At 62.9% G+C, this 14,085-nt stretch carries 12 protein-coding genes; 6 read left to right on the top strand and 6 right to left on the bottom strand.

Annotation, left to right across the window (positions count from 1 at the left end; genetic code table 11):
* Position 1: 1 nt before the first annotated feature.
* Positions 2 to 1,213 (bottom strand): low temperature requirement protein A, encoded by a 1,212-nt coding sequence (locus tag ACVZUB_RS22795; RefSeq protein ID WP_482627793.1) that lies wholly within the window; start codon positions 1,211 to 1,213, stop codon positions 2 to 4.
* An 85-nt stretch (positions 1,214 to 1,298) separates the two neighbouring features.
* Here ACVZUB_RS22795 and ACVZUB_RS22790 point away from each other — a divergent pair, with 85 nt between their 5' ends.
* The 4 genes from ACVZUB_RS22790 to ACVZUB_RS22775 all read left to right on the top strand — a co-directional run bounded on the left by ACVZUB_RS22790 (position 1,299) and on the right by ACVZUB_RS22775 (position 4,170).
* The gene (locus tag ACVZUB_RS22790; RefSeq protein WP_007733461.1) at positions 1,299 to 2,108 is read left to right on the top strand and encodes a helix-turn-helix transcriptional regulator; all 810 of its coding nucleotides are present in this window, start codon (positions 1,299 to 1,301) and stop codon (positions 2,106 to 2,108) included.
* Positions 2,109 to 2,202: 94 nt separating this feature from the next.
* Positions 2,203 to 3,369 (top strand): LLM class flavin-dependent oxidoreductase, encoded by a 1,167-nt coding sequence (locus tag ACVZUB_RS22785; RefSeq protein ID WP_007733459.1) that lies wholly within the window; start codon positions 2,203 to 2,205, stop codon positions 3,367 to 3,369.
* A gap of 49 nt (positions 3,370 to 3,418) precedes the next feature.
* Complete coding sequence (locus tag ACVZUB_RS22780; protein WP_007733458.1) at positions 3,419 to 3,868, top strand: flavin reductase family protein; 450 nt, start codon at positions 3,419 to 3,421, stop codon at positions 3,866 to 3,868.
* Between the two features lie 11 nt (positions 3,869 to 3,879).
* A complete protein-coding gene (locus ACVZUB_RS22775; protein WP_063315916.1) occupies positions 3,880 to 4,170 on the top strand; it encodes a hypothetical protein in 291 nt (96 codons plus the stop codon).
* 9 nt (positions 4,171 to 4,179) lie between these two features.
* Here the strand turns inward: ACVZUB_RS22775 and ACVZUB_RS22770 are convergent, their stop codons facing one another.
* The gene (locus ACVZUB_RS22770) at positions 4,180 to 6,597 is read right to left on the bottom strand and encodes a lysylphosphatidylglycerol synthase transmembrane domain-containing protein (protein ID WP_007733454.1); all 2,418 of its coding nucleotides are present in this window, start codon (positions 6,595 to 6,597) and stop codon (positions 4,180 to 4,182) included.
* A 210-nt stretch (positions 6,598 to 6,807) separates the two neighbouring features.
* On the opposite strand from ACVZUB_RS22770, the gene ppk2 reads away from it, so the two are divergent.
* Positions 6,808 to 7,773, top strand: a complete 966-nt coding sequence (gene ppk2 / locus ACVZUB_RS22765; protein ID WP_003940295.1) for a polyphosphate kinase 2 — start codon at positions 6,808 to 6,810, stop codon at positions 7,771 to 7,773.
* A 13-nt stretch (positions 7,774 to 7,786) separates the two neighbouring features.
* On the opposite strand, the gene mgrA is transcribed toward ppk2, so the two are convergent.
* Positions 7,787 to 8,818, bottom strand: coding sequence for an L-glyceraldehyde 3-phosphate reductase (gene mgrA / locus ACVZUB_RS22760; protein ID WP_007733451.1), 1,032 nt, complete (start codon positions 8,816 to 8,818; stop codon positions 7,787 to 7,789).
* 324 nt (positions 8,819 to 9,142) lie between these two features.
* Here mgrA and ACVZUB_RS22755 point away from each other — a divergent pair, with 324 nt between their 5' ends.
* On the top strand, positions 9,143 to 11,419 hold the full coding sequence (locus ACVZUB_RS22755; RefSeq protein ID WP_482627792.1) for a SulP family inorganic anion transporter: 2,277 nt from the start codon (positions 9,143 to 9,145) through the stop codon (positions 11,417 to 11,419).
* Positions 11,420 to 11,424: 5 nt separating this feature from the next.
* Here ACVZUB_RS22755 and ACVZUB_RS22750 read toward each other — a convergent pair whose 3' ends face one another.
* The 3 genes from ACVZUB_RS22750 to ACVZUB_RS22740 are packed head-to-tail and all read right to left on the bottom strand — an operon-like array spanning position 11,425 to position 14,085.
* Positions 11,425 to 12,768 carry a sensor histidine kinase gene (locus ACVZUB_RS22750; protein WP_003939972.1) on the bottom strand — a complete coding sequence of 448 codons (1,344 nt, stop codon included), beginning with the start codon at positions 12,766 to 12,768 and terminating at the stop codon, positions 11,425 to 11,427.
* Positions 12,765 to 13,469 (bottom strand): response regulator transcription factor, encoded by a 705-nt coding sequence (locus ACVZUB_RS22745; protein WP_003939853.1) that lies wholly within the window; start codon positions 13,467 to 13,469, stop codon positions 12,765 to 12,767. Before ACVZUB_RS22745 ends, ACVZUB_RS22750 begins: the two co-directional genes overlap by 4 nt.
* Positions 13,470 to 13,509: 40 nt before the next feature.
* The gene (locus tag ACVZUB_RS22740) at positions 13,510 to 14,085 is read right to left on the bottom strand and encodes a TetR/AcrR family transcriptional regulator (RefSeq protein ID WP_029256004.1); all 576 of its coding nucleotides are present in this window, start codon (positions 14,083 to 14,085) and stop codon (positions 13,510 to 13,512) included.

Below are 14,085 nucleotides of genomic sequence, written 5' to 3'. Positions count from 1 at the left end.
GTTAATAAAGGCGCACAGCAGAGCGGCGCGAACGCCGCACCTTCGCGTACTCGTAGCCGTTCTGCCAGGTCACGGTGGCCACCAGCACCCAGATGATCCACGTGGCGCTCATGTGCGTGCCGACGATGCCCATGACGATGGGGACGGCGGTGCACGGGAGCGCCCAGCCGAGCAGCCACCGTCGGTCCGATCGCGCGAACAGCCCTGCCACCAGGCTGATTCCGAAATAGACTGCGATGCTTCCGCACAACAACCACCGCAGGTTCGCGGGCGTGTGCTCCGCACCGTGTTCGGTTGCCGCTCCGAGCCCCGCGACCAGAACCGCGATAGCGCCGGTGGTGAAACAGTGCAGCGCCATGTCGATGCGAGCGGGAAACTTCTCGGGCTGCAGGTGCGGAACACCGGCGTGGCCGTAGAGAAGCGAGAGAGCCCACATGCCCGAGAGCAGGACAAACGATCCGACTGCGAGGCTGACCACCGTCGAGTCCCAGGTGAGCTTCGAGGCCGCAGAAATCACGAGGATCACACCCTCGCCCAGCACGATGATGACGTACAGGCCCAAGCGCTCGGCAAGGTGAGCCCGATCGGAGTGCAGGGCTTCGAGTTCGGGCATCCGGTCGTCCTTGAACCCCCGAACCTTGATGATGCGGTCGAGCTTTTCCTGCGCGTCTTCCATGATCGCGCTGCCGGAGACGACGAACATGATCAGCAGGTCGATGGTCACACCGGCGGTCCAGAGCCAGAACCGAGTTTCGCCCTCGAACCAGAACGAGACGATCCACGGGATCACACCGAGAGACATCTGGGCGATCGGCCAGTCCACGACTATCTGGCCGTTGTGCCACACCCGACTCGCCAGCAGACGTACGGCCACGTAGGCGACAGCGAAGGCCAGCGCATGGTTGTCGTGGATGCCGGCCACGGCCGCCATCATGACGGCCAGTCCGAACATGGCGATCAGCATGCTCGGGATCCGGACACGGTCACCGGCAACGTTGCCGTACATCGTGAACGTCGCCCACGCGGTCCAGAACGCGAGATAGAGCAACGCGTAGAGCGCGACATCCGACCACGACGGCGAACCGTGGAGCAGGTGAGCCAGCTGACCGATACCGGCAACCACGACGAGGTCGAAGAACAATTCGATCCATGACGCGTGTCGCTCGAGCACCGCCTTCTGCTTCGAGTCTGGTTCATTTCCGAGTTCCGACATACAGCTCAGTATCGGCTATCGGCATCAACAGTGCTGGTAGGCGGCGAAGTTGTCCGTTCTCTCGAAGTAATGCATATGCTGTCCGATGAGTGATCTGGATCATAGTTCGGGTGAGGTGGTCGACGTGCACGGTAGCGGTGACGTCGCTCTGTCCGCTGCGGACTACGACCGTGTCTTCGCTGTCTTCGACTACTGCTCGGCCGCGAGAACGCTCGATCAGCTCAAGGATCTCCTCATGGTCGCGCTCCATGATCACTACCGCTGTCCCAACACCACCTTCCTTGCCGGCCCGACCTTCACGACGGCTTTCGCCGACCCGGATCCGGTGACGACCGGGCGGATCACGCCGATCCTCGACGAGTACCAAGCGCACTGGTACCTCGACGACGTTTTTGCGACGGCGCAATCGCGGGCAACGCTGTTGGCATCTCCCGCCATCACGCACACTCAGTTGGCCGACGTCCCTTCACAGTCGGCGACGTACCTGCGAGATTTCCTCTATCGCAAACGCCTTCACAGCGCGTCGGTGATGCATCTCCAGTTGGCCCACGGCGGTCACGGTCTGGTGGGGATTTTCGATTCAGAAGGCAAGGATCTGTCGGGGCGCGACATCGTGGGCTTGGGCATTCTGGGCAAGCAATTGTCGCTGTTGTGTCAGACGCTGCCCGGGCAACGCGAGCCGGGATGGCGAGAGAAGCTGACGCCCCGGCAGATCGATCTCGCGGAGTTGTTGGCGGACGGCCATACCAACGACGAGATCGCGGTGATCCTGTCGCTGAGTCCGGACACGGTGAAGAAGTATGTAAGCCGCATCCTTGCTCTTCTGCGCGTTCGCAACCGTGCCGAGTTCGTGAAGTTGGTCTACGCGCAGAAACTTGCCGATCAACGCGCTTGAGATTGTCCACTTTCGTGCACTGTGACCGCGGTCACGGCACGGATAGCGTTTTCGGTGCACGGCCAGGAGTTGGCCCACAGCACTAGGAGAACTCATGAGTAGGCTTCGTTTCGGGTATTTCATGGCACCGTTCCACGTCCCCGGACGCAATCCCACCGCCGCACTGCAGCGTGATCTCGAACTGGTCGAGTACCTCGACCGGTTGGGCTACGACGAGGCGTGGTTCGGTGAGCATCACTCTGCCGGAAGCGAGATCATCGCGTCGCCGGAAATCATGATCGCTGCAGCCTCGCAGCGCGCACCTCGGATTCGTTTCGGCACGGGTGTCACGTCGTTGTCGTATCACAACCCGCTGTGGGCAGCGGATCGAATCATGCAGTTGGATCACCTGACTCAGGGGCGCACCATCTTCGGAGTCGGGCCCGGTTCGTTGCCCACCGACTCGGCGATGATCGGTCTGAACCCGACGGACACCCGAGAGTTGTTGCAGGAGAACCTCGACATCGTCGTGCGCCTTCTTCGTGGCGAGACGGTTTCCGCGAAGACACGAACCCACGAGCTGTACGACGCCAAGCTGCAGCTCGCTCCGTACTCGGAGAACGGCATCGAAATCACCGTGGCCGCAGTGGCCTCCCCGACAGGACCTCGCCTGGCCGGTACGCACGGTCTCGGTCTGCTCTCCATCGGAGCAACCTTGTCCGCCGACGGTTTCGACGCCTTGGCGCACCACTGGAATGTGATGGAGGAACGCGCTGAGGTCAACGGGACGACGGTGGATCGTCGGCAGTGGTCTCTTGCCGGACCTTTCCACATCGCCGAAACCGAGGCGGAAGCACGCAAGCAGGTCGAGTACGGCATCGAGGAGTGGTTCGACTATTTCCAGCACGTCGCGGCCTTCCCTCAGATGGCGGTCTCCGGTGCGCGTCTGAGCGAGATGATCGACTTCATCAACGAGGCCGGGATCGGTGTCATCGGCACACCGGAGCAGGCCAGACGTCAGGTACAACGGCTGTGGGACCAGTCCGGTGGTTTCGGCTGCATGCTGCAGATGGGTCACGATTGGGCGAACCCGCAGGACACCCGACGTTCGGCAGAGTTGTTCGCGCAGGAGGTCTTTCCGCACTTCCAAGGGCAGGCGCAGGCGACGCTCGACGCGGCAGCTCACGCGCGCGCTGTCAGGGAAGGGCATGCAAAGGCGCAACTCGACGCCGTCGACCACATGACGAAGAAGTACGCACAAGAGTTGGCAGACAAGGGCTGACATCGTGAATGTCCCACAGGGCAACCGGGCGTTGCGTTTTCGAGAAGCCATGGCGCACGTGTGCTCACCGGTCGCCGTCGTCACGGCAATGGACGGCGACCGGCCGCACGGCACGACGGTCAGCGCATTCATGTCGTTGTCGATGGACCCGCCGATGACCGCGGTGGCTCTGGATCGACAGTCGGAAGTTCTCGGCCTCATCGAAGGAACGCGGAGGTTCGCGATCAATGTCCTCGGGACCGCGCAAAGCTCACTGGCGGTTGCCTTTGCGAGGAAGGGCCGTGCGAAGTTCGACGGTGTCGAGTGGGCGGAGCATCTCGGTGTTCCGAGACTGCCGGACGTATCCATCTGGATCGCGTGCACCGTTGATGCCGTCGTGGACGGTGGTGATCACAAGATCGTGACAGGATCGGTGGACGAGGTCGAGCACCGCGAGTCGAATCCACTGACCTACCACCGGCGTGTATTCGGTACGCACGCACCGACGTCAGTGCTCTAGGAAGGAGAGCCATGTATGTACTGGTGGACGACGGCCGCGTCAGCATCCACGATGTGGACAACCTGAAGGACTTTCACGTCGAGGTGAGTGCCGACATCTCCGAAGCCGAACTGGACGAACTCTTGCGCCTTCAGGATTACGGATACGTCAGCGGTGGTAGTGCATTCATCTCGGTAGCCCGCGTTCGCGAGAGCACCACGGACGTCGAAGGTGTTGCCGCGATGGTCGACTACGCCCAGAGCAAAGGCTGGGTGGACGAGGACGGCGAAGCACTGCAGGCCCACGTCGTTCGCCAGAAGTAGCGGAACGGCTCAGACCATGTCGTTCTTCTGCAGCCATCGCAGCGTCGGCCAACCGCAGAACACCGGGAGCCAGCAGGTCAGCACTCGATAGAGCAGGACCGACGGGACCGCGATGCTTGCCGGCAGTCCGAATGCGGACAGACCACCGATGAGGGCGGCCTCGACGGCTCCGACGCCACCCGGTGTCGGAGCCGCCGAGGCGAGCGTCCCACCGATCATCGTCACGATGGTGACGGTGATGAACGTCGTTCCGCCGCCGAATGCCTCGACGCTCGCCCACAAAGCCAGGGCGGCACCCAGAGTTGTTGCGGCGCTGCCGCCCACGATGATGAGGAAGCGCGTGGGATTTCGCGCGAGTTGGCTCAGTTCACCCAACACCTCGGTGATCTGAGGACGCAGATCGTCGCGTAGCCACCCACGGAGTTTCGGGATGAACATGAATGCACCGAGAACTCCGAGCGCGACGCCGCCTGCCAGATACAGAACAGTGGATCCCGGGATGAAGTGCGAGAGGTTCGTATCACGTCCGGCGACGATCGAGAAGAAGATCAGCAAGCCGACGTGGGTGACCACCTGGACCGTCTGCTGCAGCGCGACTGCGGCCGTTGCACGGACGGTACCGAGCCCGCCCTTCTGCAGGAACCGCACGCTCAGCGCGAGCCCGCCGACTCCGGCCGGAGTTGTCGTCGCCGCAAAGGTGTTGGCCACCTGCATGATCAAGAGGTTGCGGTAACTGACCATCGACGACGCACAGGCCCACAGGGCCGCTGCCGCGCCGACGTACGTCAGTGCGGAGACGCCGAGGCCGAGCAGTGCCCACCACCAGTTGGCCGTCTTCAGTTCGGTGATGAACGCGGGGACCTGGCTGATGAAGGGGTAGGCGACGTAGACCAGACCGATGAGCAGAACGAGCTGGATCAGCTGGTTGCGACTGAATCGGGTGACCTGTGCGGGAGCGACCTTTTCGATCCCGTTCTTGGCACCGACCTCGTCTCGGATCTCGGTCATCAGTTTCGCGGAATCCGTGACCGTCCGCCGAATTCGGTTGGGCAATGCAGCGGTGGTCAATCGGCCGGAGGCGGCGAGAATCGTGTCTGCGCCTTGCGCTCGAATCGCGGCGTCCACCGCTGCATCGACCCCGAACAATGATGCGGTGGCGAAGAGAAGTTGTGCGTTGTCGGACTGCATCTGAACTTCGGTGGCGCCGAATTCGGAGTACGCGTACCCGCCGAAGAGGATGGTTCCGCCTTCGACACGAATTTCGGAAGCGCGCAGGTCGCCGTGCGCCATCTGGTGCACGTGAGCGGTATGCAGTGTTTGCCACAGCGCGTCGATCAGTTTGGTGGATTCTTCCTCGCCCGCCTGGTTCTCGACGGCGACGGCAAGGGGGATGCCACGAGGACTCGGGCGCGCGTACATCTCCCACCCGCGATCGAGTACCGAGATTGCGACGGCCTTGGAACTGGCCAGACCGATGTCGGCGAACGCGATACCCATGAGCGCTCGGTGTTCGACGGCGCGACGAAGTGATCCGTAGGGCGGCGGAGTTTCACGGTTCCGGAACGAGATCCAACGGAACGTCTGTCGAATTGCTCCGCTGCTTCGCTGGTTCTGTCCGTACAACTCGACGACGAGTTCGTCGAAAGGTTCGTCGTCCGGTGCTTGGTCGATGGCTGCGGACATGACAAGAGGCCCGATTCCCGAGGGACTCACGACGCGGAATGCGGTGACGCGGTAACCGCGCCGCGCGAGTACGCGTACTGCCGAGTCCAATGGCACTTCGAGGGCAGGGGTGCCGACGGCGAGAACGATCACCGCGCCGATCAGGTAACCGACGGCGAGACCCAGCATCGATCGTGCGGGAACGATCGAGCTGACGATCAGATGGATGGGAGCGAAGAGCAGAAGCAGCGTCCACCAGGCTCGTCGCCACTTCTTCGGAAGCCACGGGCCCGAGACGGTGAGCACCGCCGCGAGCATCGCGATCCATCGCGGATCGTCGAGGAATTGAGACAGGAAGGTGGCGTCGAGTCGGTCCGGCACGTCGAGGTGCCATTTCGGTGCCGCCAGGCCTGTTCCGGTGAAGGACAGCGCGACACCGGCGCACAGTCCGGCGGCGGCGTATCCGGCCAGCAACTTCCACCGGCGCCCGACGATCAGGCCGATCAGGATGGCGAACGGTAGCGCCAGAATTGCGATGCCGTAGAGCAGGTACACAGTGTCGGACAGGCTCGGCGAGAGAACACCGACGATGTTGGACACCGACGTTTCGAGGGCGTCCCACTGACTTCGAGTGATCAGAGATCCCGCGATCACGCCGCCGAGCAGCACAGCAGCGATCGCAACCCGCATGATGTCGCTCGTACGGCGGTGCAGTGGTGGCAGGAGGCTTCCCGTTACCGGGATCTCCCGTCCGTCTACTCGCATCTCGCCAGAACTCTCTTCTCTCGGGGTTACCGACCGTCTCAGTTACCTCGATCAAGGTACCGCGTGAGGGTTCGGCGACTGGGAAGCCGGACCTGTCGTTACCTCCTCGATGCCAAGCAACATTCTCTTCGGACCCGCGGGAGCGGGCTTCGGCGCGTAAAATTCACTTTCCGGACGTTCGTTCATTTCGACGACAGGGAGTGCGTATTCATGAGCCCCGACGCCAGCGGTGTGGACGGTCGGGTTCCTGACCTGCCGACCCCGTCGACCAGAATTTCCGTCACCGAGGATTACGCGGCCGAGATCGACGAGCTGTCGAGTCTCAAGCACAAGCTCGGCGTGCTGGAGCCTTCGGAGTTCGCGGATGCCTGGAAGCAGGGCTATCCGTACGAGAAGAAGATGTCGCGCCGCGAGTACGAGCGGAAGAAGCGGCGTCTGCAGATCGAGTTGCTCAAGCTGCAGCTGTGGGTCAAGGAAACCGGTCAGAAGGTGCTCATCATCTTCGAAGGTCGCGATGCTGCCGGTAAGGGCGGGTCGATCAAGAGATTCACCGAGCATCTCAATCCCCGTGGAGCCCGCGTGGTCGCGCTCGAGAAGCCCACCGACATCGAGCGGACGCAGTGGTATTTCCAACGCTATGTCGCACACCTACCCAGCGGCGGCGAGATAGTGATGATGGACCGGTCCTGGTACAACCGCGCCGGCGTCGAACGAGTGATGGGTTACTGCACGCCGACGCAGTATCTCGAGTTCATGAGAGAGACCCCGGACTTCGAGCGGATGCTCGTCAACTCCGGGATTCATCTGCACAAGCTGTGGTTCTCGGTCAGCCGCGAAGAGCAGTTGGCGCGGTTCGCGGCCCGCCGAACGGACCCGGTGCGTCAGTGGAAGCTCTCACCGACCGATCTGGCTTCGCTCGACAAGTGGGACGACTACACCCAGGCCAAGGAAGCCATGTTCTTCTACACCGATACCGGGGATGCGCCCTGGACGGTGATCAAGAGCAACGACAAGAAGCGCGCTCGCCTCGAGGCGATGCGTCACGTGCTCGCCAGCTTCGACTATCCCAACAAGGATCACCGGGCTGTCGGTACTCCGGATCCCTTGATCGTCGGGCCGGCGTCGGCCGTATTCGAAGAGGGCGAGCACGTGAACGTGGAGTTGCCTCAGCTCTAGCGCAGGTGATCGCTCAGATCGAACTGGCCTCTGCCCACAGATTGATGCCGCTGTCCTTGGCGTGCTGATCTATGGAGGCCAGTTCGGCTGCGCTGAATTCGAGATTGTCGAGCGCGCCGACGTTGGCTTCGAGTTGGGCGACACTGGACGCACCGATCAGTACCGAGGTGACCCGCGAATCGCGGAGTGCCCAGCTCAGTGCCAGCTGAGCCAGCGACTGGCCGCGGTCTGCCGCGATGTCGTTGAGCGCGCGGATGTGGGTGAGAGCGTCGTCGGTCAACCACGACGGATCCAGTGACTTACCTTGAGCTGCACGGGAATCCTCGGGGACGCCGTTCAGATAGCGATCGGTGAGCATGCCTTGAGCGAGTGGTGAGAACGCGATGACGCCGACGCCGAGATCGTCGACAGCCGACAGCAGGTCCTGCTCTATCCAGCGGTTCAGCATCGAATAGCTCGGCTGGTGGATCAAGAGCGGAACCCCCGCAGCGGCGAGCAGTGCGGCGATTTCACGGGTGCGCTCCGGCGAGTACGAACTGATACCCGCGTACAGGGCCTTGCCCTGCTGGACAGCGCTGATCAGGGCGCCTGCGGTCTCGTCGATCGGAGTTTCGGCGTCAGGGCGATGGCTGTAGAAGATGTCGACATAGTCGACGCCGAGTCGTCCGAGCGACTGATCGAGGGACGACAGCAAATACTTGCGGGACCCACCGAATCCGTAGGGGCCGGGCCACATGTCCCAGCCGGCTTTGGACGAGATGACCAATTCCTCGCGGTACGAAGAGAAATCCTCACGCAGGATCCTGCCGAAGTTCGTCTCGGCGCTTCCGTACGGGGGTCCGTAGTTGTTCGCAAGATCGAAGTGGGTGATTCCGAGATCGAATGCCCGCCGCAGAACTGCGCGCTGGTTCTCGATCGGTACGTCGTCGCCGAAGTTGTGCCAGAGGCCCAGCGAGATGGCCGGGAGTTTGAGACCGCTCCGACCGGTTCGGCGGTACGGCATGGCTTCGTAGCGGTCCTGCGCGGCGACGTACTGATCGGACATGGTGCCTGCCTTCACATCGTTGTGTCTGCGGTTGAGCGTTCACTCCCGACCATTATCGCCGACGGCGCTCAGGTGTGCCGGCCGCTGGAGGTGTGTCAGTCAAAATGCTTGCGGTTTAAAGCAATTCGATCGATCTTTTGGACCGATGTTCAGGTTCGAGTCACAGTGCCGGGCGGCGGTGACGTCGACCACGTCTGGGCTCGCATCTAAGGGAACGGTAAGGAATCGCGGTTACCATGGTCACAGTCGATCGGCGATACCGATCGCCGATTCGCTTCGAACATGTTGCCCAGCAGCCGGATCCGGGGTCCGGCGAGGAGATCTATGTCGACGCAGTCCGTAGTGCACGCACAATCATCCGCAGACGAGAGCGTCGTGGGGGATTCGTCTCCGCCGGGTGGTGGAAGCCGGCGATATCTCGAGCAACTGATCAGATACGACGTGCCGGCGTCGCTGGTCGTCTTCCTGGTTGCGCTTCCCCTGTCATTGGGAATTGCTATCGCCTCCGGGGCGCCGATCATGGCAGGTCTGATCGCCGCAATCGTCGGCGGAGTGGTGGCCGGAGCTGTGGGAGGTTCACCGCTGCAAGTCAGTGGTCCCGCAGCCGGCCTGACCGTGGTGGTCGCCGAACTGATCGGCAAGTTCGGGTGGAAAGTCACCTGCCTGATCACCGTCGGCGCCGGAATTCTGCAGATCGTGTTCGGGCTCAGCCGAATTGCCCGTGCGGCGCTGGCTATTGCTCCAGTGGTGGTGCATGCGATGCTTGCCGGTATCGGCATCACCATTGCGCTACAACAGGTTCACGTGTTGTTGGGTGGAAGCTCGGCCAGCTCGGCGCTGGACAATCTACGGCAGTTGCCCGCACAGATCGGTGCCTTGCATGTCGAGGACCTGATGATCGGACTCGTCGTCATCGCCATCCTTCTCGGGTGGCGCTATCTCCCTGCCGGTGTCCGCAAGGTTCCGGCGGCGTTGGTGGGCATCGTATTGGCAACTCTCGCTTCGCTGGCGCTGCCGATCGACGTCGAGCGTATTGCTCTCGACGGATCTTTGCTGGACTCGATCGGACTCCCCGCTCTGCCCGACGGCCAGTGGCTCGGCGTCGCAACCGGCATCCTCACCATCGCCCTGATCGCCAGTGTGGAGAGTCTGCTCTCGGCCGTGGCCGTGGACAAGATGCACTCGGGCCCGCGGTCGAACTTCGATCGCGAGATGCTCGGCCAGGGCACCGCGAACATGGTGTCCGGGGCCATCGGCGGCCTTCCGGTCACCGGGGTGATCGTGCGCAGTGCGACCAATGTCGAGGCCGGGGCGAAGTCCCGCGCGTCGTCGATCATGCACGGCCTGTGGATTCTGCTGTTCTCGGCTGCGCTCGCCGGGTTGGTCCAGCAGATTCCGAAGTCTGCACTGGCCGGACTGTTGATTGTCATCGGTATTCAACTGGTCAAGCTGGCGCACATTCGGTTGGCGCGACGGACCGGTGATCTGTGGGTGTACGGCATCACGGTGGTCGGCGTCGTGTTCTTGAATCTGCTCGAGGGCGTCCTGATCGGGTTGGCGCTGGCCATCGCCCTCCTGGTGTGGCGTGTCATCCGCGCAACTGTCACCGCAGAAGAGTTGGGCGACAACGATTCCGGGAGGTGGCGCGTCCTGGTCGAAGGCTCGTGCACCTTCCTGGTGCTGCCCAAGCTGACGTCGGTGCTCGCCGGAATCCCACCGCGGTCGGACGTCACCGTCGAGCTGTCAGTCGACTTCCTCGACCATGCCGTCTTCGACGTCATCGAAGAGTGGGCGAGGCAGTACGAGTTGGCAGGTGGTTCGGTGATCATCGACGAAGTCGGCTCGGTGAGTATGGAGAGCGCGACCACCGGTCCGCCGAAGCGCGGCGCCGCAGTCACCGACCTGCGCGGCTTGCTCGCGCCGTGGGGCAGTTGGCAACCACAGTCTTCGGGGAGGAATCTGAGCAGCCCGCCGGCCTTGCGGCCCATTCTCGACGGGGTGTCCAACTATCATCGCCATCGCGCCGAAGCGATACGGCCGCACATGGATCAGTTGCGCGACGGGCAGAACCCCGACTCTCTTTTCCTTACCTGCGCAGATTCGCGAGTGGTGCCGAACATCATCACGAGCAGTGGCCCCGGCGACCTGTTCACCGTGCGCAATGTCGGAAACCTGGTTCCTGCCGGCGGCCGCGATACGTCGGTGGAAGCGGCACTGGCCTTCGGGATCGACGAGTTGGGTGTCAGCTCGGTGGTCGTGTGCGGACATTCGGGCTGCGGCGCGATGCAAGCACTCCTGACCAACGGTCCGTCGGAATCGGGAGTCGTCGGGGAATGGCTGCGGCATGCGGAGACGAGCTTGCAGGCCTATACGAGTGGCCATCCGGTCGCGCGTGCTGCGGCCGAGGCAGGTTTCTCGGAGGTCGATCAGCTCGGAATGGTCAATGTCGCAGTCCAATTGCAGACTCTCGAACGCCATCCTCTCGTCGGTCAGGCCCGTGTGGATGGTCGCCTGCGTATCGCCGGACTGTTCTTCGACATCGGCTCGGCTCGGGTCATCGAAGTGACAGCGTCGGGGATCGGCCAGTTGATCGAGACCTGAAGGGGCTATTCGGGTCCGGGCTGATCCCTGAGTTCGACCAGCAGGCGAGCCCCGCCGAGTGGACTGTCGTGAAATGTCGTCCGTCCGCCGTGCAGGGCCGCCTGCTGCGCCACCAGCGCCAGGCCCAAACCGGAGCCTGTCTTGCCTGCTGTCGATCCGCGAGTGAAGCGCTCGAACACGCTCGAGCGTTCCTCGGCCGGTATTCCGCAACCGTTGTCGTCGATCGTGATCGTGACGGTGTCCGGTGAATCTGCCGGGCGAGCGAGGGTGATGCGCACCGCGCTCGCGCCGCCGTGGCGGACTGCATTGGTGATCGCGTTGTCGAGGATCAACCGGATTCCGCCGGGAAGGGCCCGGATGCAATAGGGGAGTGGGGAATCCACCGTGACGACGCCGACGTCGAGCCCAGGATGATGTCGGCGTGCGTCGTCGGCGGCGATGTCGCAGACCTCGGTCAAATCGGTGTCCTTGAAATCCTCGGCCGTCGAGAGTTCACCCTTCGCCAGGCGCTCGAGGTCTCTCAGAGTTGACTCGACGCGGCCCTGCGCGCGGGCCAGATCTGTGAGGATCTCGCGTCTTTGTTCGTGATCGAGGTCGTGAATGGACAACACTTCGATGTCGGTTCGCATTGCTGTCAACGGAGTTCGGAGTTCGTGAGCCGAGGCGGACGCAAAATCTCGGGCGGCGGCAAGGGCGGAGTTGGTTGCGGCTTGCGCTCGAGCGACGTCGCTGAGCATCGATTCTGCTGCTGCGGCAAGCTCGTCCGCTTCACGGATTCCGGAAACCTCGGTGGCGAGATCGGGATCGCGCCTGGCGATCCGGCGGGTCAACTCCACGAGGGGGCGCACCGCCGGGCCACCGAACAACCATCCCAACGCAGCTGCGGCCGCTACGGCCCCGACGCCGAAGAACGCAACCTGTCGCTGTTGGTCGACTGTGATGTCTCGCGCTTCGGCATAGGGAACCGCCAGCGAGACAAGGGCATTGATCCCGTCGGCCTCGGCGGTATATGCCCGGTACTTCGTACCGTCCACGTCGACGGTCGCCGAGCCGACCGGTAGTTCGGGCAGTCGCGTCGGGGTACTGGATTTGACGGTTCCGTCGGTGTCGGAGCGGATGGTCACGGAAAAGGCGCCGCCGTCTCCGAACGCGCCGAGAAAAGGTCCCGCTGTAGCCGCATTGGCCACGATGACCGTCGATGCCGTCTCCAATCGACGGTCCAACTGCGCCAAATTGTTTCGTGCGATAGCCAGTGCAACGACCACACCGAGTGCGATGACGATGAACGTCGCCCCCAGTGCCGCGGCCGCGGCAACGCGAGTTCGTAGTGAGAAGCGGCGACGCTTCACGGGTTCTCCCGAAGCACGAACCCGACGCCGCGAACGGTATGCAGCAGACGAGGTGAACCGCCGGATTCGAACTTTCGACGCAGATAGCCGATGAAGACGTCCACGACGTTCGTGTCGGCGACGAAGTCGTAGCCCCACACCAGTTCGAGGAGACGTTCGCGAGTGAGCACGATGCCGGAATTGTGTGCGAGCACTTCGAGTAGCTCGAATTCGCGTTTGGTGAGCGGTACTTCCTTGCCGTCGACACGAACCCGGCGACCGGAGAGATCGATGTCGAGGTTTCCGACCCGCAGGGTATTCGTACCCTCGGAGTGATCGCCGGCCGGAGTGTTGCTGCGACGGAGCATTGCGCGGATCCGGGCAACCAGTTCGGCAAGAACAAACGGTTTGACCATGTAGTCGTCTGCACCGGATTCGAGTCCGGCGATGCGATCGTCGACCGAGTTGCGCGCACTGAGCACGCAGATCGGGATTTCGTTGCCGGCGGCACGAAGCGCCGTCACCACACCGGTGCCGTCGAGCACCGGCATGTTGATGTCGAGGACTACCGCGTCCGGTCGCTTGTCGGAGATCACTCGGAGCGCGTCGGCGCCGTCCACCGCCGTCAGTACGGTGAATCCCGAGAGCCGCAATCCGCGTTCGAGTGAGGTCAGGACGTCTGCGTCGTCGTCGACTACGAGGATTTTCGGTATCTCGGTCACAGCCCCATTGTGCCTTGCCTGGTACGTCGGGTTTCGCCGATCAGACCGGCAAGTCGGTACCGTCCGGACGCAGACCGGCCATGAACACCGCGACCAACCGCGGGACCAGGTTCGGCATGGCCTCGTCGGACAACTCGATTTGCGGGCGCGTCAGTTTGGCCAGAGCCATGACGAATTCGAGCGGTTGCAGATCGGCGCGAACCAGTCCGGCGCTCTGAGCGGCGCCGATCGTCGCGGTCATCTTCGTTTTCGTCACCTCACGCACCGCCAGAACTTCGGGCGCCAGCTCGGTGAAACTGCGTTCCACCAGCGCAGGAATGAGCGCACCCAGGCGCAGTTCCACGAGGCGGTCCACCAGCGTGTGCCACGCGTTTGTCGGATCGGTGGACATTGCCGTGAGTGCGATGTCGGCAGCCTCGCGGACATCGGTCAGTGTTGCGACGGCGACGGCGGTCACGAGGTCCTCGCGCGTCGGAAAGTTTCGATACAGCGTGGCGATGCCCACTTTCGCGAGTTCTGCGACTGCATCGAGCGGCGCGTCGTGCCCGCGTTCGGTGAACACCGCTCGTGCGGCGTCGACTATTGCGTTTCTGCGTTCACGTGCATCGGCTCGCAC

Source organism: Rhodococcus sp. OS5 (assembly GCF_056837585.1).
This window is presented reverse-complemented; position numbering and strand designations above follow the sequence as displayed.

What these genes read in the sequence shown, in the direction of transcription:
- ACVZUB_RS22775 (WP_063315916.1), top strand. Translation starts at nt 3,880, where the DNA reads ATGTATGTACTGGTGGACGACGGCCGCGTCAGCATCCACGATGTGGAC.
- ACVZUB_RS22795 (WP_482627793.1), bottom strand. Translation starts at nt 1,213, where the DNA reads ATGTCGGAACTCGGAAATGAACCAGACTCGAAGCAGAAGGCGGTGCTC.
- ACVZUB_RS22790 (WP_007733461.1), top strand. Translation starts at nt 1,299, where the DNA reads ATGAGTGATCTGGATCATAGTTCGGGTGAGGTGGTCGACGTGCACGGT.
- ACVZUB_RS22755 (WP_482627792.1), top strand. Translation starts at nt 9,143, where the DNA reads ATGTCGACGCAGTCCGTAGTGCACGCACAATCATCCGCAGACGAGAGC.
- ppk2 (WP_003940295.1), top strand. Translation starts at nt 6,808, where the DNA reads ATGAGCCCCGACGCCAGCGGTGTGGACGGTCGGGTTCCTGACCTGCCG.
- ACVZUB_RS22785 (WP_007733459.1), top strand. Translation starts at nt 2,203, where the DNA reads ATGAGTAGGCTTCGTTTCGGGTATTTCATGGCACCGTTCCACGTCCCC.
- ACVZUB_RS22780 (WP_007733458.1), top strand. Translation starts at nt 3,419, where the DNA reads ATGGCGCACGTGTGCTCACCGGTCGCCGTCGTCACGGCAATGGACGGC.
- mgrA (WP_007733451.1), bottom strand. Translation starts at nt 8,818, where the DNA reads ATGTCCGATCAGTACGTCGCCGCGCAGGACCGCTACGAAGCCATGCCG.
- ACVZUB_RS22770 (WP_007733454.1), bottom strand. Translation starts at nt 6,597, where the DNA reads ATGCGAGTAGACGGACGGGAGATCCCGGTAACGGGAAGCCTCCTGCCA.